The sequence below is a fragment of the Curtobacterium sp. MCPF17_031 genome, from assembly GCF_003234035.1.
In the GTDB taxonomy this organism is placed as follows: Bacteria; Actinomycetota; Actinomycetes; order Actinomycetales; family Microbacteriaceae; genus Curtobacterium.
In genome coordinates this window covers 185,120-203,407 of the sequence record NZ_QKSG01000006.1, presented here as the reverse complement: position 1 = coordinate 203,407, position 18,288 = coordinate 185,120, and the positions used below count along the sequence as shown (strand labels likewise).

At 72.1% G+C, this 18,288-nt stretch carries 13 protein-coding genes; 4 read left to right on the top strand and 9 right to left on the bottom strand.

Annotation, left to right across the window (positions count from 1 at the left end; all coding sequences use genetic code 11):
* Nucleotides 1-42 precede the first annotated feature (42 nt).
* From DEJ31_RS10750 to manA, 3 genes are all read right to left on the bottom strand, one after another.
* The gene (locus tag DEJ31_RS10750; RefSeq protein ID WP_375334548.1) at nt 43-375 is read right to left on the bottom strand and encodes a WhiB family transcriptional regulator; all 333 of its coding nucleotides are present in this window, start codon (nt 373-375) and stop codon (nt 43-45) included.
* A 217-nt stretch (nt 376-592) separates the two neighbouring features.
* Complete coding sequence (gene galE / locus DEJ31_RS10745) at nt 593-1,555, bottom strand: UDP-glucose 4-epimerase GalE (RefSeq protein WP_110904724.1); 963 nt, start codon at nt 1,553-1,555, stop codon at nt 593-595.
* An 81-nt stretch (nt 1,556-1,636) separates the two neighbouring features.
* Nucleotides 1,637-2,863, bottom strand: a complete 1,227-nt coding sequence (manA, locus tag DEJ31_RS10740) for a mannose-6-phosphate isomerase, class I (RefSeq protein WP_110904737.1) — start codon at nt 2,861-2,863, stop codon at nt 1,637-1,639.
* A gap of 76 nt (nt 2,864-2,939) precedes the next feature.
* On the opposite strand from manA, the gene DEJ31_RS10735 reads away from it, so the two are divergent.
* Complete coding sequence (locus tag DEJ31_RS10735; RefSeq protein ID WP_181427371.1) at nt 2,940-5,060, top strand: acyltransferase family protein; 2,121 nt, start codon at nt 2,940-2,942, stop codon at nt 5,058-5,060.
* The gene (locus tag DEJ31_RS10730; RefSeq protein ID WP_146240632.1) at nt 5,057-6,460 is read left to right on the top strand and encodes an O-antigen ligase; all 1,404 of its coding nucleotides are present in this window, start codon (nt 5,057-5,059) and stop codon (nt 6,458-6,460) included. Before DEJ31_RS10735 ends, DEJ31_RS10730 begins: the two co-directional genes overlap by 4 nt.
* A gap of 20 nt (nt 6,461-6,480) precedes the next feature.
* On the opposite strand, the gene DEJ31_RS10725 is transcribed toward DEJ31_RS10730, so the two are convergent.
* Nucleotides 6,481-7,875 carry a hypothetical protein gene (locus DEJ31_RS10725; RefSeq protein WP_111044304.1) on the bottom strand — a complete coding sequence of 465 codons (1,395 nt, stop codon included), beginning with the start codon at nt 7,873-7,875 and terminating at the stop codon, nt 6,481-6,483.
* A gap of 94 nt (nt 7,876-7,969) precedes the next feature.
* Here DEJ31_RS10725 and DEJ31_RS10720 point away from each other — a divergent pair, with 94 nt between their 5' ends.
* Nucleotides 7,970-9,271 carry an O-antigen ligase family protein gene (locus tag DEJ31_RS10720; RefSeq protein WP_111044305.1) on the top strand — a complete coding sequence of 434 codons (1,302 nt, stop codon included), beginning with the start codon at nt 7,970-7,972 and terminating at the stop codon, nt 9,269-9,271.
* A 98-nt stretch (nt 9,272-9,369) separates the two neighbouring features.
* Here the strand turns inward: DEJ31_RS10720 and DEJ31_RS10715 are convergent, their stop codons facing one another.
* From DEJ31_RS10715 to DEJ31_RS17425, 5 genes are all read right to left on the bottom strand, one after another.
* Nucleotides 9,370-10,131 (bottom strand): polyprenol monophosphomannose synthase, encoded by a 762-nt coding sequence (locus tag DEJ31_RS10715; RefSeq protein ID WP_111044306.1) that lies wholly within the window; start codon nt 10,129-10,131, stop codon nt 9,370-9,372.
* Nucleotides 10,132-10,218: 87 nt separating this feature from the next.
* Nucleotides 10,219-10,434 (bottom strand): hypothetical protein, encoded by a 216-nt coding sequence (locus DEJ31_RS10710; protein ID WP_146243140.1) that lies wholly within the window; start codon nt 10,432-10,434, stop codon nt 10,219-10,221.
* A gap of 65 nt (nt 10,435-10,499) precedes the next feature.
* The gene (locus DEJ31_RS10705) at nt 10,500-12,191 is read right to left on the bottom strand and encodes a DUF2142 domain-containing protein (RefSeq protein WP_111121824.1); all 1,692 of its coding nucleotides are present in this window, start codon (nt 12,189-12,191) and stop codon (nt 10,500-10,502) included.
* A 25-nt stretch (nt 12,192-12,216) separates the two neighbouring features.
* Nucleotides 12,217-14,298: a hypothetical protein gene (locus DEJ31_RS10700; protein ID WP_111121823.1), complete on the bottom strand. Its 2,082-nt coding sequence runs from the start codon at nt 14,296-14,298 to the stop codon at nt 12,217-12,219.
* 242 nt (nt 14,299-14,540) lie between these two features.
* Complete coding sequence (locus tag DEJ31_RS17425; protein ID WP_220034858.1) at nt 14,541-15,572, bottom strand: glycosyltransferase family 2 protein; 1,032 nt, start codon at nt 15,570-15,572, stop codon at nt 14,541-14,543.
* A 100-nt stretch (nt 15,573-15,672) separates the two neighbouring features.
* Here DEJ31_RS17425 and DEJ31_RS10690 point away from each other — a divergent pair, with 100 nt between their 5' ends.
* Nucleotides 15,673-18,240 carry a glycosyltransferase gene (locus DEJ31_RS10690; protein WP_220033187.1) on the top strand — a complete coding sequence of 856 codons (2,568 nt, stop codon included), beginning with the start codon at nt 15,673-15,675 and terminating at the stop codon, nt 18,238-18,240.
* Nucleotides 18,241-18,288 lie beyond the last annotated feature (48 nt).

Below are 18,288 nucleotides of genomic sequence, written 5' to 3'. Positions count from 1 at the left end.
TGCCGGCCGCGCACGACGGCGCGGCGTGAACCTGTGGGAGCCTCAGGCGCGCTTCCGGAGCTTGCGACGCTCACGCTCGGAGAGACCGCCCCAGATGCCGAACCGCTCGTCGTTCTCGAGCGCGTACTCGAGGCACTGCGACCGGACCTCGCACGAGGTGCAGATCTTCTTCGCTTCGCGGGTGGAGCCGCCCTTCTCCGGGAAGAACGCCTCCGGGTCGGTCTGCGCGCAGAGCGAGTCCACCTGCCACGCGAGCGGGTTCTCCTCGTCGGCCTCGGTCGACCGGCGGACGCCCGGGACACCGAGCGCGACGGGGTCGACGTGCCAGTCGTCCGGCACTCCGGCTTCGAAGTCGGATGCGCTCACCCTGATCACCCCTTGACGTCTCGGTTCGGGAACCTGACGACGATGTCGTCGGTGTAATTACATCGGTGTGATTACCCGGAGTCAAGTCGCGGATCATAGAAGCCCCTCCGGCTTCCGCCGTGGCATGTCCCCCATTCGGGCGTGTCGCGGCGTGTCTGCGGGCCTTTCGGGGGACAGCGACGCCCCGCGCCCGAAGTGGAGGCGGGGCGTGGCGGTCGTGCGCTGTCTACGCGGCGCGCTGCCGGGCCTCCCAGGCGCTCGTCACCATGTCGTCGAGCGTGTGTCGCATCGCCCACTCGAGGTCACGACCGGCCGCCTCGCCGGTGGCGACGATGCGTGCTGGGTCCCCGGCGCGACGCGGCGCGATCTCGGGCCGGAAGTGGATCCCGGTCCCGCGAGCCATCGCGTCCATGATCTGACGGACACTCACGCCGTCACCGCTGCCGAGGTTGTAGGCGCGCTCGAGCGGCTCGCCCGCCTCGAGCTTGCGTGCAGCGACCGCGTGCGAGTGGGCCAGGTCGGCGACGTGCACGTAGTCACGGACGCAGGTGCCGTCCGGCGTGGCGTAGTCGTCCCCGTTGATCCGCGGCGTCCGGCCGGCCAGCAGGGCGTCGAAGACGAGCGGGAACAGGTTGTGTGGGCTGGCGTCGTAGAGGTCCGGCTCCCCCGAACCGACGACGTTGAAGTATCGGAGCGACGTGGTCGTGAAGCCCGCGGCGACCTCCATGTCGCGGAGCAGCCACTCGCCGATGAGCTTCGACTCGCCGTACGGGGACTCCGGCGCCTTCGGGGTCTCCTCCACGACCACGTCGACGTCCGGCGTGCCGTAGACCGCGGCACTCGAGGAGAACACGACCTTGTCGACACCGGCGTCCGCCATCGCCCGGAGCAGGGTCGCCATGCCGGTGACGTTCTGCTCGTAGGTGTGCAGCGGCCGCTCGACCGAGACCCCCGCGTACTTGAAGCCCGCGACGTGGACCACACCCGTCACGTCGTGCTCGCGCAGCGTGCGGGCGAGCAGTCCGCCGTCCAGGATCGTGCCCTCGACGAACGGGACGCTCTCCGGCACGAAGGCGCGGAAGCCGCTCGAGAGGTCGTCCAACGCGACCGTGTCGATGCCCGCAGCGACCAGCGCGCGGACGACGTGGGACCCGATGTACCCGGCACCGCCGGTGACCAACCAACTCATGTCGCCACGCTAGCGGAACGGGCCGGTGGGACGGCGGACCGGCTGCCCCGCCGCCTCCCCGTCCCGGCGCCGCGCTACGCGCTACGCGCCGGTGGCGATGAAGACCGTCGCGGTGCGGCCGCTGCCGGCGTCGGCCTCGACCGACACGTCGCCCTCGTCCGGCGTGATGTAGCAGGACTCCCCCTGACGGAGCAGCATCGCCGAGTTGGTCCCGACCAGCGTGACGACGCCCTCGGTGCAGATCGCGATGGACGGACCCGACAGTGGGGCGGTACCACCCGTGCTGAGCCCGACCGGCCGCCCGTCGCTCGTGACGCGCACCAGTGCGAAACCGACACCCTCGGGCGCGAAGCGGTCGACGGCCGGGCTGAGGTGCTCCGGCTCGAGCAGCGGCGCCGGGTACGCCGTGAAGTCGAGCACCCGGAGCAGCTCCGGGACGTCGACGTGCTTCGGCGTGAGGCCGCCGCGCAGGACGTTGTCCGACGGGGCCATCAGCTCGATGCCCAGGCCGTCGAGGTACGCGTGGATGTTCCCGGCCGGCAGGTACATGGCCTCGCCTCGGGTCAGCGTCACGCGGTGCATGAGGAGCGAGACGACGACGCCCGGGTCCTCCGGGTACGTCCGGGCCAGGTCGGCGGCGGTCGCGGTGTTCGGCGAGACGGCGGTCCCGGCGGCGACGGCAGCGGCCACGGCCTCCTCGGCCAGGTGCCCGACCGCGCCGATCACGGCACGGGCGGAGTCGTCGGTCTCCTCGAGCCAACGCACGGTGTCCTCGAGTCCCTGCTGCAGGTGCACCACGAGCGGTCCGAGTCGGCCGGACCCGGCGTCGAGCGTCTCGACGTCGGCGAGCGCCTCGGCGACCGGACGGAACCCGCTGAGTGCCTCGAACCGGTCACTCAGCGCGACGACGAGTTCGGGCTTCGGGAACGGGTCCTTGTAGTTGCGGGCGGGGTCGTCGATCGGGACGCCGGCCGCTTCCTCGCGGTCGAAACCCTCGCGCGCCTGCTCGGGCGTGGGGTGCGCCTGCAGCGAGAGCGGTGCGGCGGCGGCGAGGACCTTGAGCAGGAAGGGCAGTCCGGTGCGGTCGTCGCCGAGGGCCGTCTGCGGCTCGGCGGCGATCCAGTCGAGCACCGTGTCCGCGCCGCCGACCATCGCGGGGTTGACCACGACGCTCGGGCTGCCGGGGTGGGCGCCGAGCCAGAGTTCGGCCTGCGGGACGCCGGTGACGGTCCGTCCGAGGAGTTCGGGGATCGCGGAGACGGACCCCCAGGCGTAGTCGCGCGGGGTGTTCGTGATGCCGAGGAACATGGGTCGAGCGTATCCGGCGGCGGTGGACGGGAGCGGCACACCACGTGCACGATCCGCGATACATAGACTCTCCGCGATGTCCGAGCCGATCCGCCCCGCCTCCGACCACGCCGACCGGACCCGCTGGGACATCCAGGGGCTGCGGGCGTTCGCGGTCCTCGCCGTCGTCGTCTACCACTTGTGGCCGAACCGAGTGCCGGGCGGGTTCGTCGGGGTCGACGTCTTCTTCGTCGTCTCCGGGTACCTCATCACCGGACACCTGCTGCGGGAGCAGGTCCGCTCGGGACGGATCGCGCTGGCGGCGTTCTGGGCCCGCCGGGCGAAGCGCCTGCTGCCCGGCGCCGCGCTGACGTTGCTCGCCACCGGCACGGCCGTGCTCGTCCTCGTGCCGAGCACCCTGTGGGGACAGTACGGGCGTGAGCTCATCGCGTCGACGGTGTACCTGCAGAACTGGCAACTCGCCTCGGACGCGGTGGACTACCTGGCCTCGGACAACGACCCGTCGCCGTTCCAGCACTTCTGGTCGCTGTCCGTGGAGGAGCAGTTCTACATCGCGTTGCCGGTGCTGCTGGTGGTGCTGGCCGCGGTCCGCCGCCACGCGCGCAGCGGGTCACGCTCCGCGTCCCCGGTCCACACCGCCCGACTGCTGCTCGGCACCGTCGTGGTGCTCTCGCTCGTCTGGTGCGTGGTCGAGACCCGCACCGCGCCGGGCATCGCGTACTTCTCCACCGCCACCCGGGCGTGGGAGTTCGCCCTCGGTGGGCTGGCGGCCACGCTGCGCACGGTCCCCCGCGCGGCGACGCCACGGGGGAACGGAGCCGACCGGCTGCGCGGCGGCGGTGCCTGGCTGGGCGTCGTCATGCTCGTCACGGCCCTGTGGACGATCTCCCCGACGACGCCCTACCCCGGCACCGCCGCCCTGCTGCCCGTGGTCGGCGCGGGCCTCGTGGTCCTCCTCGGCGGGTCGTCGGGCCTGACCGTGCTCGGTCGGTGGGCGCCGGTCGCGGCACTCGGCCGGATCTCGTACGCCGTGTACCTCTGGCACTGGCCGGCCGTCGTCCTGCTGCCGATCGTCACCGGGCACCCTCTCGGCACCCGGAGCAAGGTCGCGATCCTCGTCGGCAGCATCGCCCTCGCGGCGCTCACGACACGCTTCGTCGAGGAACCCCTGCGGTTCTCGGCCCGCGTGACGGCACTGCGGCCACGGCGCGTGGCACTCTGGGGCATCGCCAGCACCCTCCTCGTGGTCGCCCTCGGGGCCTCCACACTCGGCGCGCTCGAGGTGCAGCAGACGCAGGCGGCGGCCTACCAGCGGTCGCTCGAGACCGGCGACGTCCCCTGCTTCGGCGCCGCCGCCGGTGTCGGCACCGCGGACCCGTGCACCGACCCGCGACTGGCGGACGTCCGCGTCCCGGCGCCGGCCGCCGCGGGCACCGACGACGCCAACCGACCCGCGTGCTGGTCGAACACCACGCCCGACCTCGCCGTCTGCCGCCTCGGACCGGCGACCGGCTACACGAAGCACATCGCGGCGATCGGCGACTCGCACAACAACGCGCTGATCAGTGCCTACGCGGCGATCGCGCGCGAACGGAACTGGCGGATCGACGTCGCCGGGCACATCGGCTGCTACCTGACGACTGCCGAGCAGCAGGCACCGTCCGACGCCTACACGGCCAGCTGCAACGGGTGGAAGCAGGCGGCGCTCGCCTGGGTGCGGGACCACCCGGACCTCGACGCCCTCGTCGTCACGCACGCGGCGACGAAGAGCCCCGTGATCGTGCCGGCCGGCTCGACGAACGACGCCACCGTGGTCGACGGCCTGGTCGGTGCATGGCGGAACGCCACGGACGCCGGGGTGCCGGTGATCGCGATCCGCGACAACCCGGTCGCGGGCAACGACACCCTGGACTGCCTCGGTCGGATGACCGGCCCCACGACCGACGTCTGCGACTCACCCCGGGCCGCCGCGCTCGCCGCGTTCGACGGCTCCGCCGAAGCCGTGGCACGGCTCGGCCACCGTGCCGCGCTCGTGGACCTGACCGACCGGTACTGCACCGCCACGACCTGCCCGGCCGTGGTGGGCGGCGTCGTCGTGCACCGTGACCCGACGCACCTCACCGCCACGTTCGCGCGGACCCTGGCCCCGTCCCTCGGCAGCGCGCTCGCCGACGCACTCCGGACGCTCGGGCGGTGAGCGGCACTAACCTGTCCTCCGTGACGAACACCTGGCCACTGGCGCGCGGCTCCGTGCCCGAACGAGAGGCCTTCGCCCTCGCCGCCACGGTCCTGCTGACGCTGTCCGCCGGCGACGCCGTCCCGAACACGATCACGTGGTGGGGTGCCGCGGCGGTCTGGGCGCTCGAGGGCGCCTGGGGCGTCAGCGTCGTGGTCCGTGCCCGCCCACCGCTGTCCCGCACGCCCCGGGCGCTCTGGCTCTTCCTCGCCTGGTGCCTGGTCTCGGTGCTCTGGTCGCACTGGCGGCCGGCGACGCTGGCGAGCACCGTGGCCCAGGTGCTGTGCGCCCTGGTCGCCTTCGCGATCGCCTCGACCCTGACCTGGCGTCGGATCCTCGACGCGATGAGCCTGGCGTTCCGGTGGGTCCTCGGGCTGTCCCTGCTCTTCGAGGCCGTCGTCGCCGTCGTCGTCCGGCACCCGATCGCTCCGATCTGGACCGACTACGGCGACCGGGACGTCCCGGACGCGTTCTACTTCTCGCGCGCCGAGCTCTTCACCGGCGGACGGATCCAGGGGCTGCCGGGGAACGCGAACCTCCTGGCGATGGTGGCCCTGCTCGCCGCGATCGTCGTCGCCGTCCAGCTCGCCGAGGGCCGGATGCGCCGGATGCGGGCGATCGGCTGGCTCGTCGTCGCCGTGCTGGTGACCGCTCTGACCCGTTCGAGCACGGTGCTCGTGGCCGCCCTGGTCGTGCTGGTGGTCCTGGCCCTCGCGCTGTGGATGCGCCGGGTCCCGACCGAACGCCGCGCGCCCCGGTACGGGGCGATCGCGCTCGGCCTGGTGGTCGTGGTGGTCGGCACCGTCCTCGCGAAGGACACGCTGGTCGCCGTGCTGGGCCGGTCCTCGGACCTGACGGGTCGCGGGACGATCTGGACGGCCGTCTGGGGGCTCATCGAGCAGCACCCGGTGCTCGGCTTCGGCTGGATCGGCTACTGGTGGCCGGACATCCCGCTGCTGGCACAGCTCGCACCCCGCAACGGCGTGACCTACCTGCAGGCGCACGACGCCGCGCTCGACGTCTGGATGCAGACCGGCATCGTCGGCCTCGTCCTCTTCGCGGTCTACGTCGTGACGACGCTCAGCCGCTCCTGGGCGGGTGCCACCCGCGTGGGATTCGGCCCCGACCTCGCCCCACGCCCCTTCGACGCGGTCGGGCTGTTCCCGCTGCTCGTCGTCGTGGCACTCCTGGTGCAGGCGATCGCCGAGTCGCGGCTGCTCTACCAGGGGAACTGGGTGCTCTTCGCACTGCTCGCGATCAAGTCGCGGATCGTCCTGGTCACCGAGGAACCACCGTCGGTCGGCGACGGTCCACGGACCCCGATCGCGAAGCGCGCGTTCCGGTGGGCGGCGAACCCCTGACGAGGTCAGGCCTCCGGACGTCAGCCGTCGCGGAGGACGAGCGTGCACGGGACCGCGGCGCCCCACGGCTGGGTGCGGATGTCGAGGACGGCCGTCGGGTCCGCCCGGCAGGTCGCGACCGCGTCCCGGAACTGCGGCTGCCACTCCGGGCCGGTGCTCCGCTGGGCGCTCCCGGGGGCGTTCACCACCCACGTCGTCACCAGGACCGCGACCACGCACCAGCCGACGGCCGCCCCGACGAGGTGGGCCGCGCCTCCTGGCCGGGAGGCCCGCACCGCCACCCGACGACCGCTCCCGCCGGGCGTGACCACCCGGTCGACGAGGACCGCGGCGGCGACCACGACCGCGGCCGTGAGGAGCATCCCGGCCGCGGCCGCGTACCGGGAGGGCGTCGCGGTGAGGAGTGCCGCCGGGGCGACCTGCGACCACCGGCCGTCGGCGGACCGGTTCGCGAGGAGGGCCGCCGTCCAGACCACGGCGGCAGCGACGGCGAGCGCGAGGGCGAGGACCGCGGCGCGACCACGGCCGGTGCGCAGCGCGACCGCGCTGCCGAGCAGGACGACCACGAGGACCAGCGCGGACGGCACGGCGAGCACCCACCAGCCGTGGTCGACGACCTTCCCCGCCACGGCTCCCAGGTCGGCGTCCCAGAGGCCGCCGATCGTCTGCAACAGCCACCCGGCGACGACGTCGGGCACGGTCGGGTGCCCGGGGGTGGAGGCGCGCGGTGTCGTGAGGGCCGTCACGACCTGCGCGGTCGCGGCAGCGACGGCCGCGACGGTCACGGGCAGCGCCAGGAGGCGGCCGCCGCCGCGGGGTGCCGGCAGCCAGGCGAGCACGAGCAGCGGGAGGAACAGGACGGCCTGCGCCTCGGTCGCGAGCACCAGGACCGTGACGACGCCGAGGGCTCCGGCACCCCACCAGGTCCGGCTCCGGTGGGCCAGTGCCCACGGCGCGAGGAACAGCGCGAAGGTGTGCAGGTTCGCCGCGTTGCCGGAGACCTCCCACGGTGCCGTCGGCAGGGCCACCGGGACCACGGCGAGCACGAGCCGGAGCGGCCACGACGGCACGACGTCCCGCGCCAGGACGAACACCGCCGCGCACACCGCACCTGCCAGCAGGCAGGACGTCGCCGAGACGACGAGGGCGTAGTCGGCGACCGGGAACAGCAGCGCGAGGTCCACGACCAGCCGCGGCACGAGGTGCAGGTAGCCCGCGTAGGGGTGGAGCAGGCTCGCCACCGGCCCGAGTGCCAGGTGCTCGCGGAGGAACAGTCCGCCGTCCTCGGCCCACACGGTGCCGCGGGCGACCGGACCGAGGCGGAACCACGCGCTCGCGGCGGCGAGCACGCCCACGAGCACCACGGCGGACACCGCGGCGAGTGCCGACCTCCCGCCCCGCGCCGCGTGTCCCATCGGCCTCGACGGTAGTGCGGAGACCGACGATCCGCGATATCGACGCTCCGGGATGGCGTCGGACGCCCCCAGCGGGGTGCGCCATCATGGACGGATGACGGATGCCCGGACGACGCGAGTCGTGCTCGCGCGCCGGTACCTGTCCGCCTGGATCGGGTTCTCGGCCGGCGGACGGTTCAGCCAGGCGCTCGCGACCGCGATCGTCCTCTTCGCCTTCGGCGAGCCGACCGTGCGGGTGCTCGTGGGGACCGCCGGCACCTGGGCCGTGCTCGTCACGCTCGTCGTCCTGGCCGGCCTCAGCCTGCTCGGGCAGCGCTACCGGATCGAGTGGCACGGCGTCCTGCCGCTGTCACTGCTCGCGTTCGTCGGGTACTGCGGGCTCAGCGTGCTCTGGAGCGAGTACTCCTGGGTCGCGCTCCGTGGCTTCGCCGAGACGCTCGGCTTCGTCGGGCTCGGGCTCTACCTGGCGCTCGGCCGCGATCTCGTGCAGGTCATCCGGGCGTGCGGTGATGCCTTCCGGATCCTGCTCGTCGTCGCGCTCGCGCTGGAGGTCCTCTCCGGCCTGGTCCTCGACGTCCCGTTCCCCGCGTTCGGGATCCACGGCGACATCGCGTACGGCGGCCCGATCCAGGGCATCGGCGGGACGCGCAACGTGATGGGCTTCATCGCCGCCACGGCGCTCGTCACCTTCGTGGTCGAGTACCTCACACGGTCCGTCCCGCATTGGCGCGCCATCGGCTCCACCGCCCTCGCGGTCATCACGCTCATGCTCGTGCAGTCACCGATCACCGGGCTCGCGATGATCGCGCTCACGGTCGCCGCGCTGGCGATGTGGTCGCTCCGGCATGCGAGGCCGGCGTCCCGCCCGGTCGTCAACACGGTCCTCGGGGTGTTCGTGCTCGCGATCGGCACCGTCCTGGTGGTCGCGCGGAACCGGGTCCTGCCCGAGATCGGGGCCGCCGGCGGCACGTCGACGCGGCTGGCGCTCTGGTCGCAGATCCGTGACTTCATCGAGCAGCACCCGGTGCAGGGCTGGGGGTGGGTCGGGTCGTGGCCGAGCGAACCCGTCGTGCCGTACGTCACCTTCGTCGACCCGTCCGGCGTCCGCTTCACCTCGGGTCTCGACGTCGTCGTCGACGCCTGGCTGCAGGTCGGGCTGGCCGGCATGCTGCTGCTGGTGGCCGCGGCGCTGCTCGCGTTCGCCCGCTCCTGGGTCACCGCGACGACCTACCCCGGCGTGGCCTACGTCTGGCCGGCCGCCGTGCTCGTGCTGCTCGGCGTCACGAGCGTGGCCGAGAGCACGCTCCTGCACGGCGCCGGTCTGATGGTGTTCGTGACCGTGCTCGTCGTCTCGGCACGCCGTCGGTCCTGGCGTCGTCGGCTCCTGCACGCCTGAGCCGCAGACGGGCGGACCGGCGACTGCAGGACCGCGGGCGGCCGGATCGCGGGCGGCCGGGAGCGCGCGGGGCGGTCGAGCAGCGCGGCAGGTCTTCGTCAGGCGCGTCGCACCCGCGGGCGGAACCGGCGCTGGAGGCCCCACTGGGTGGTGCGGAGCATCGCCTCGACGACGATGGCCTGGCTCATCTTCGACACCCCGTGGACGCGGTCGCGGAACCGGATCGGGACCTCGACGATCGAGCCGCCGAGGTCGTGCACGCGCAGCGTCATGTCGACCTGGAAGCAGTAGCCCTTCGAGTCGATCTCCTCGAGTGCCATCCGGGCGATCACGTCCGCGCGGTACACACGGAAGCCGGCGGTGATGTCGTGCACGTCGAGCCGGAGCATGATCCGGGCGTAGGCGTTCCCGCCGCGGCTCAGCAGCTCGCGGTGCTTCGGCCAGTCGACCACCGACCCGCCGGTCGTCCAGCGGGACCCGATGGCCAGCATGACGTCGTCGGCCGGGTCCGCGTCGGCGACCGCCGCGATGAGCGCGGGCAGGCGGTCCGCGGGGTGGGACCCGTCGGCGTCCATCTCGACCAGCAGCTCGTACCCGCGCTCGAGTCCCCACCGGAACCCGGCGACGTAGGCCGTCCCGAGGCCGAGCTTGCCCGACCGTCGGAGCAGGTACACCCGGTCGTCGTCGGCCGCGCGGCCCGCCACGAGGTCACCGGTGCCGTCCGGGCTGCCGTCGTCCACGACGAGCACGTGCGCCTCGGGGACGACACCGAGCACCCGGTCGAGGATGTCGGCGACGTTCTCGGCCTCGTTGTAGGTGGGGACGATGACGAGGGTGCGTGGGATCTGGAGGTCAGCCATGGTTCTCTCTGCGGTGTCGTACGGGCACGGGCGCGTCGGCGTCCCCTGCCGGGAAGGCGTCGCTCCGGATGGTCGAGCAGTCTGGGGTCAGGTCAACAGCGCCGCGTCCTCGTCCTGGAGCACGTCCCACACGGCGGCCGACAGCCGGACCCAGGCCACCCCGGCCGCGATCGCACCGACCAGGACCGGCAGCGTAGCCCCGGCATGGTCCGTGCGACGATCGTGGGAGCACGCGCCTCGGGCGGCCGTCAGTGTGGTCACCGTCACGGGCTCGCCGAACGGGCCAGCGGCGACGGGGTTCATCCGGACATGATGCCGGACGGGTACCCGGGTGAGCGAATCCGCAGGGTACCGCGTGTCGGCGCGGCTCAGGACCACAGAGCGGTCGTCCACCCCTGCGCGGTGCCGTCGCCGGTGACCGGCCGGGAGGCCGTGGCCGGCCCCGTCCCGGAGGTCGCGTCCGTCGGCTCGGCGTCCTCGACGGTCCGAGAGCGGCCGCGGATCCCGTGCCCGTCCCCGTGCCCCCGGACGTCAGATCCGTCGAGCGTGGTGCGTGCCTCCGGCGACCGGAGTGCCGCGAGCGTCACGGCCACGGCCACGGCCAGCAGGAAGAGTGCGACCACCGCGACCAGCCCGAACCCGACGGGGCCGAGCGGGGTCTGTCCGGCCAGCAGCCGGAGCCCGAGCGTCGTCACCTTGAGGTGGAAGCCCTCGTAGTAGCCACGGTAGGCGACCGACCAGCCGTAGACCGTCATGAGCGCCGCCACCACGACGACGGTCCGACCGAGTCGGCGGCGGTCGTCCTCGTCCCGGACGAAACGGCGCCAGGCGATCGCGCTGAGCACCGTGAGGACGCCGACGAGGACGAAGTAGTAACGGCCCTGGATGCCGCCGATCGTCGTCGTCCGGAGGTAGGTCGACCAGTTGTTCTGCAGCCCGGCGGCGAGCGTGAAGAGGGGCAGGAGGGCGAGCAGCCAGGCCGTCCGGCGAGCGCCGCTCCGGAAGCCCCAGACCAGCACGACCCCGATGGCGACGACGCTGAGGGCGGCGATGACGATCGGGCTGGAGGGGTACTGCAACAGGCCGTACTGCCCCCAGAACGAGTTCGTCACCCGGTTCCACTCGGTGTTCACGAAACCACCGACGTCGGGGCCCTCCCCCGGAGCGAACTGCTCGGTGCGGATGGACTGCGGCAGGCCGGCGGGCTGCAGGGTGTGGAAGACCAACACGTTGCGCACCCACCACCACGAGGTGGCCAGCACCGGCACGACGAGCACGACGGCTCCGCGGAGCCACCGGCTGCGCCCCTGCCCGGCGATCACGACCGCCACCACGGCGAACGGCACGAGGGGCAGCGCCGTCGCCTTGAACGACACGGCTGCGGAGGCCGCGACCGCGAGCGCCACGAGGGTGACCCAGCCGCGGTCCCCCGTCACGATCCGGCAGACCAGCCAGACGACCACCGCGCCGAGGATGATCACCGGGGTGTCGTTCGTGGCGGACGTCCCGATGAACCCGACCTGCGGGATGAGGAACAGCGACGCCGCGGCGACGAGTGCCGTCCGGGGTGAGCGGGTCACGCGCCGGACGGCGGCCCAGACGACGAGCGGCAGCGTGCCGAGGATGGCGACGTTCATGAGCCGCATCGCGTAGAGGTCGAGGTCCCAGCGGAGGTGCATGTACCCGATGAGGTGCAGCACACCGGCGGCCATGGCGTACCAGGTCGGCGGGTGCTGGGTCATCTGGTTCGTCGCGCCGTTGCCCGGCGCCGAGGCCAGGAGCGCCTCGAGCGTCGGCCGGTCGACCTGCAGGAAGCCGAGCCCCTCGGCCTGGCCGGCGCGGGTGGCAGAGAGCAGCTTCAGGTGCGTCGGGTCGGGCCACCCCTGACCCATCGCGAGCTGCACGGCGGCATCCCAGTGCGCGATCTCGTCCGGCGACCCGAACAGCGGCTGGAGGGACGCCCAGAGCACGAGGACCGCGACGAACGCCAGGACGATCGCGGTGATGGACAGTCGTTCACGTCGGGACGACCGCACAGCGGTCCCAGGTTCGGTAGGCATCCCCGCCACTGTAGGAGATCCGCAGCTACTGCACCGTCACCGACTTGCACCCGAGCGCCGTGTCGGACGCACCGCCGGGGTCGACCGCGGTGACGCAGACCTGTGAGACGCCCGTCGGCGCTGCGACCTTCGCGACGTACCCCGCCTTCCCACCGGCTGCCGGGTACACCTTCTGGACGTCAGGACGCGCGGTGCCCGTCTTCGCAGCGGTGGTGGCCTTGCCGACGGTGACCCGGAGCGCGATCGGAGCGGCACCGGTGTCGGGGTCGTACGCCCAGCCGTTCACCGTCACGGCGCCCGCGCTGGGGGTGACGGAGTCGAGACGTCCGACCGGCGGGCTGGCGACCTGCACGGTCCGGCAGCCGAGCGTCGTGTTGGCGGAGCCGGCACCCGTGTTGATCGCGTAGACGCAGACCTGGTGCGGTCCCGGCTTCGCCGCCACGGTCGCCTGGTAGCCGTGGGCTGCGCCGAACGCCGGGTAGGCCGCGCCGATGTCCGAGCGCGCGACGTCCGCGGGGAAGCGCTTGCCGACGCCGTCGACGTAGACGTCGACGTTGATCGGCTTCGCGGTGTCGCCGTCGATCGCCCATCCTCGGACCGAGACGCCTCCGGACACGGGGGCGACCTGGTCCACACGGCCGTCCGGCGCCGAGGCGACGGCCCGCACCGTGGTGCAGGTGCCGAGCTGGACGTCGTGCCCGGCGCCGACGTTCACCGCGGTGACGCAGACCTTCGCGTTGCCGCTGACGGCGGGGACCGTCGCCTCGTACCCGTGCACCGCTCCGGCCGCCGGGTAGGCCTTGCCGACGTCGGCACGCGTGCGGTTCGCCGGGATCGTCGTCACCTTGCCGCCGACCGAGACCTTGACGGAGAGCGCGGTCTTCGGCTGGTTCGGGTCGTAGGTCCACCCGCGGACCGCGACGCCGCCGACGACGGTCTTGACGGAGTCGACCCGACCGTCCGGCGAAGCCTTGGTCACGGTGACCGACTTGCAGCCGAGGCTCTGGTTCTTCGTCCCGTCGACGCTGATCGCGGAGGCGCAGACCTGGTGCTTGCCCGGGGTGGCCGCGATCGTCAGGTCGTACCCGTGGGAGTTGCCGGACCCCGGGTAGGCCTTGCCCACGTCGGGTCGGCTGGCGTTCGCGGTGTAGCCCGCTCCGGAGGAGTCGACGAAGACGTGCACGCGGGTGGCGGCGGTCGTCGTCGGGTCGATGGCCCAGCCGCGCACGGCGACGGCGTCACCGGCGTCCTGGACCGAGTCGAGTCGGCCGATCGGCTTCGCGGACGCGGTCGGGGAACCGAACCAGTCCGTGTACATGCGCCAGAAGTTGCGGTTGCCGTAGGCCGAGCACGAGTCACCGGTGCCGTAGAGGTTGTTCAGTGCCGCCGTGTTCGGCGTGTACGGCGTGTAGTAGTACAGCGCGGCGGTCGCCTTGTTCTGGACCGAGACCGACTTGGTGCCGCAGGAGGTCGGGACGTTGTACTGGATCTGCCGCACGCCGCCCGGGTTGAACCAGGTGAAGTAGTTGCTCGTGCCCGCGGGGTTGCCGTAGCGCTTCCACTGCCAGGCGGACCAGTAGACCTGGTTGCCGACGCCGGCGTACGCGGGATCGCAGTGGCCACCGACGTTGTCGGGGCAGGCGTAGCCCATGGCGCGTTCGAGCCGAGCGGCGGAGGGGTTCCGCGCGGTGGCACCGCTGACCAGCGTCTGCTCCTTCTGGAGCGTCACGAGGATGACCTTCGGGCTGATCGAGCAGGCCGCCGCCACGCGGGAGATCATCACCGCGGCCGTCAGGTTCGACCCACCGGTCACGGCGCGGCACATCGGGTCGCTGCCGCGGGAGTTCATGCTGAACTTGCCCACGTTGAGGCACGAACTCGACGCGCAGGTGCCGACCTGCGTGTTGAGGAACGACTGGATCTGCGCGGCGGTCATCGCTCCGCCGTCGTAGAAGTTGGCGTCCGAGATGATGTTGCCCGCCGAGAACGACGAGCCCGTCACCGCGGACGCGGGCTCCTGTGAGGCGTTGGGACCGGACAGCTGGAAACCGACCAGCACACTCGCGACCGCGAGCACGCTCGCGATGATGGCGACGACCTTCTTCACGTCGTTGGGCCTTCCGTTGGCGTCGACGGGGTTCTGTGGCGTGCGCGATGCGCTCTGCGCAATCGGTCGACCCCTGACGAACGACCGGTGCACACGGGTCACATCAGGCTACCTGGATCACAGTGATCACACAGCCCCCAGTCCGTCCCCCCGAACGGGAGGCCGGCGCGCCACCGCCCCGCCCGCCGTGCACCGCGGTCCCGCCCTCCCAGGACGCCTGAGCGTCGCTTCAGTCGAGTGCTTCAGCCGATCGACTCGAGCGCCGCCTCGACCCGCCGACGGACCGCCGCGCCGACACCGTCACGACGCCGGGCGTGACGAGCGTGGCGGAGGACGGCAGGGGCCTCCCGGCAGAGGCGCCACCACGCGGCCGGCGTGAGCTGTGCCGAGCCCGGACGGAGCACGTCGCGGACCAGGCGCCCCACCGTCCGGAGGACGACCCGCAGGGCGAACCCGGCCGAGGCGTTCCGCAGGACCACGGCCAGACGGTTCCGCATGCTCTGCGACCGGACGAGTGGAGAGTCGCTCCCCGAGCTGGCGGCGTGGCGGTGCACGACGACCGCGTCGGGGGCGTGCCGGACCTCGTACCCGGCGAGCCGGAGGCGCCACGCGACGTCGAGGTCCTCGTAGTACATGAAGAGGGTCGGGTCGAACCCGCCGACCTCCTCGAGGGGGCCGCGACGGAGGAACGCCGCTCCGCCGGAGAAGCCGAAGAGCGGCGCGGACTCCGGCCCGTCGTCCAGCGGCCGGAGCCAGTCGCGGTCGCGTCCGTTGCCGGACCGGTCGAGCACCACACCGGTGCCGTTGACGAGGGTCTGCCCCACTTCTGCACGCCGCCAGCGTCGGCCGTCCGGCGCCACCAGGTCGTCGGCAGACCGCCGGTCACCGGCTGCGACGGGGGCGAACCGGCCCTCGAGGACGACCGTCGCGGCGACGGCCGCGACCCGCGGTCCACCCGCGGCGAGGACCGCCAGGCCACGGTCGAGGAACCCGTGGTCGGCGACCGCGTCGTTGTTCAGCAGCACGATGACTTCACCCGAGGACGCCGCGATCCCCCGGACCACACCCCCGGCGAACCCGGCGTTGGTCGGGTCGGGGACGACGACGACCGCTGGGTGGTCAGCGCGGTAGGCGGCCACCGTGGCGTCGTCCGCCTCGTTGACGACGAGCACCACCTCGACCGAGGCGTCGACCCGCTGGGACAACACGGAGGCGATCGCGCGGCGGGTGAGCTCGGGCTGGTGCCAGTCGATGATGACCACGGAGACGTCCACCGCGTCAGTCTCCCAGGTCACAGGTGTCCGGAGACCGCGTCGGTATAGTCGTACCCGCCTTCCGCAGGCACCCTCGCCAGCTGACGTATGGAGTCGTTCCGTGTCCACCTCCGCGCCCCGCGTGTCCGTCGTCGTCATCAACTTCCGGGGGACGGACGACACTCTCGAGTGCATCGCCCGCCTGAGCGAGGTCGACTGGCCGGCCGACCGCCTCGAGATCGTCGTCGTCGAGAACGGGTCCGGTGACGACAGCGAACAGCGGCTCCGGGCCGCGCTCGGTGCGCAGCAGAACGTGAAGATCATCGTGTCCGCCGAGAACCTCGGCTTCACGGGCGGCAGCAACCTCGGTGCCCGCGAGGCGAGCGGTGACGTCGTCGCCTTCCTCAACAACGACGCCAAGCCCGACGTCAACTGGGTCAAGGAGGGCATCGCAGGGTTCGCACCGAGCCCCCGTGTCGCCGCCGTCGCCAGCAAGGTCCTCGACTGGGAGGGCAAGACCATCGACTTCGTCGAGTCCGGCCTCAGCTGGTTCGGCATGGGCTACAAGAACCACATCGCCGAGCTCGACGACGGCCGGTTCGACGAGCCGCAGGACCTGCTGTTCGGCACCGGCTCGGCGCTCTTCGTCCGCCGCGACGTCTTCCTCGAGGTCGGCGGGTTCGACGAGGGCCTGTTCATGTTCTACGACGACGTCGACCTGGGATGGCGCCTCAACCTGCTCGGCTACCGGGTCCGGTTCGCGCCGCGCTCGGTGGTCTACCACAAGCACCACGGCTCGATGAAGTCGTTCGGCGACCACCGCGAGATGTACCTGCTCGAGCGGAACGCCCTGCACCTGCTGTACAAGAACCTCTCCGACGAGAACCTCGGCGTCTTCCTACCCGCAGCCCTCGCGCTGCTCGCCCGCCGCGCGGTGGCGAAGAGCGGTCGCGACTCGGAGGAGTTCGACATCCGCCGCTTCACCGGTGCCCCGGACGAGTTCGACCCGACGACGCCGATGTCGAAGGAGGCGGTGGCCGGGCTGTACGCGCTCGACCAGTTCGTGTCGGACCTCCCCCGCCTGTCGGAGGAGCGCCGCCGCATCCAGGGCCAGCGTGTCAAGACCGACAAAGAGGTCTTCCGCCTGTTCGGTGACGCCTTCAAGCCGCTGTTCGAGGACGGCTACTTCCTCGAGGGCTACCAGGCCATCATCGAGGCCTTCGACGTCGAGCAGCCGATGCACCGCACCCGCGTGCTGGTGATCACGGGCGACGCCCTCGGCGAGAAGATGGCCGGCCCGGGCATGCGGGCGTGGAAGATCGCCGAGGCCCTCAGCGAACACAACGACGTCCGACTCGTGACCTGGAACGTCGCGAACCGCAAGACCGACCGCTTCGAGGTGTCCCGCGTCCCGCTCCAGCACGAGCGCGCCATGCGGGAGCACGAGGAGTGGGCCGACGTCATCTTCTTCCAGGGCTACGCGCTGCACCACTTCCAGACCCTGCAGAACTCGAACAAGATCATGGTCGTCGACCTCTACGACCCGATGCACCTCGAGCAGCTCGAGCAGGCCCGCGACAACGGTGACGTCGGCTGGCGGAACCAGGTGACCTCGACCACCGAGGTGATCAACCGGCAGCTCGAACGCGGCGACTTCTTCCTGTGCGCCTCCGAGCGGCAGCGGCTGTTCTGGCTCGGACAGCTCGCCGCGGTCGGTCGCATCAACCCGGACAACTACCTGGCCGACGACAACCTGAAGAAGCTCATCGCCATCGCACCGTTCGGCATGGACTCCACCCCGCCGGTGCACGAGCGCAAGGCGATCCGCGGGGTGACGCCCGGCATCGGCGAGGACGACAAGGTCGTCATCTGGGGTGGCGGCATCTACAACTGGTTCGACACCCCGTCGCTGGTCCGTGCGATCGCCAAGGTCGCCGAGACGCACGACGACATCCGACTGTTCTTCCTCGGCGTCGCACACCCGAACCCGGACGTGCCGGAGATGGCGATCGTGTCTGAGACCCGTCGCCTCAGCGACCAGCTCGGGCTCACCGGCAAGCACGTGTTCTTCAACGAGCAGTGGGTCGCCCTCGACGACCGCCAGAACTACCTGCTCGAAGCCGACGCCGGCGTCAGCACGCACTTCGCGCACATCGAGACGACGTTCTCGTTCCGTACCCGCATCCTCGACTACATGTGGGCGAACCTGCCGATCGTCACCACCGACGGCGACAGTTTCGGTGACCTGGTGGCCGCCGAGGGCATGGGCGTCGCGGTCGAGGAGCGCGACGTCGACGGACTCGCCGCCGCCCTCGAGTCGATGCTGTACGACCCCGAGGCCGCGCAGGCCGCCCGCGACGCGGTGACCCGCGTCCGCTCCGACTTCACGTGGGAGCAGGCCCTCTCCCCCCTCATCGAGTTCTGCAAGGACCCGCACGTCGCCGCCGACCGCGCGCATGAAGCGGCGGTCCCGGCCGGGTCGCTCGCCGCGGCCGGACGCCCCCGTGTGCAGCTGAGCCCGGCCCGGCAGCGCGAGCTCCAGTTCCACCAGATCGCGAACAGCCGTCACGGCATCTCCCGGGACGTGCGCCTGGCCACCTGGTACCTCCGCGAGAACGGCGTCTCGGGGCTCCGGGACAAGGTCCAGAACCGTGTGCGCATCATGCGGGAGAGCAAGAACGGACGCTGACGTCCGGCGGCCGCTCCCGGTCGCCGATGTACAGTTGTCCGTCGCCCG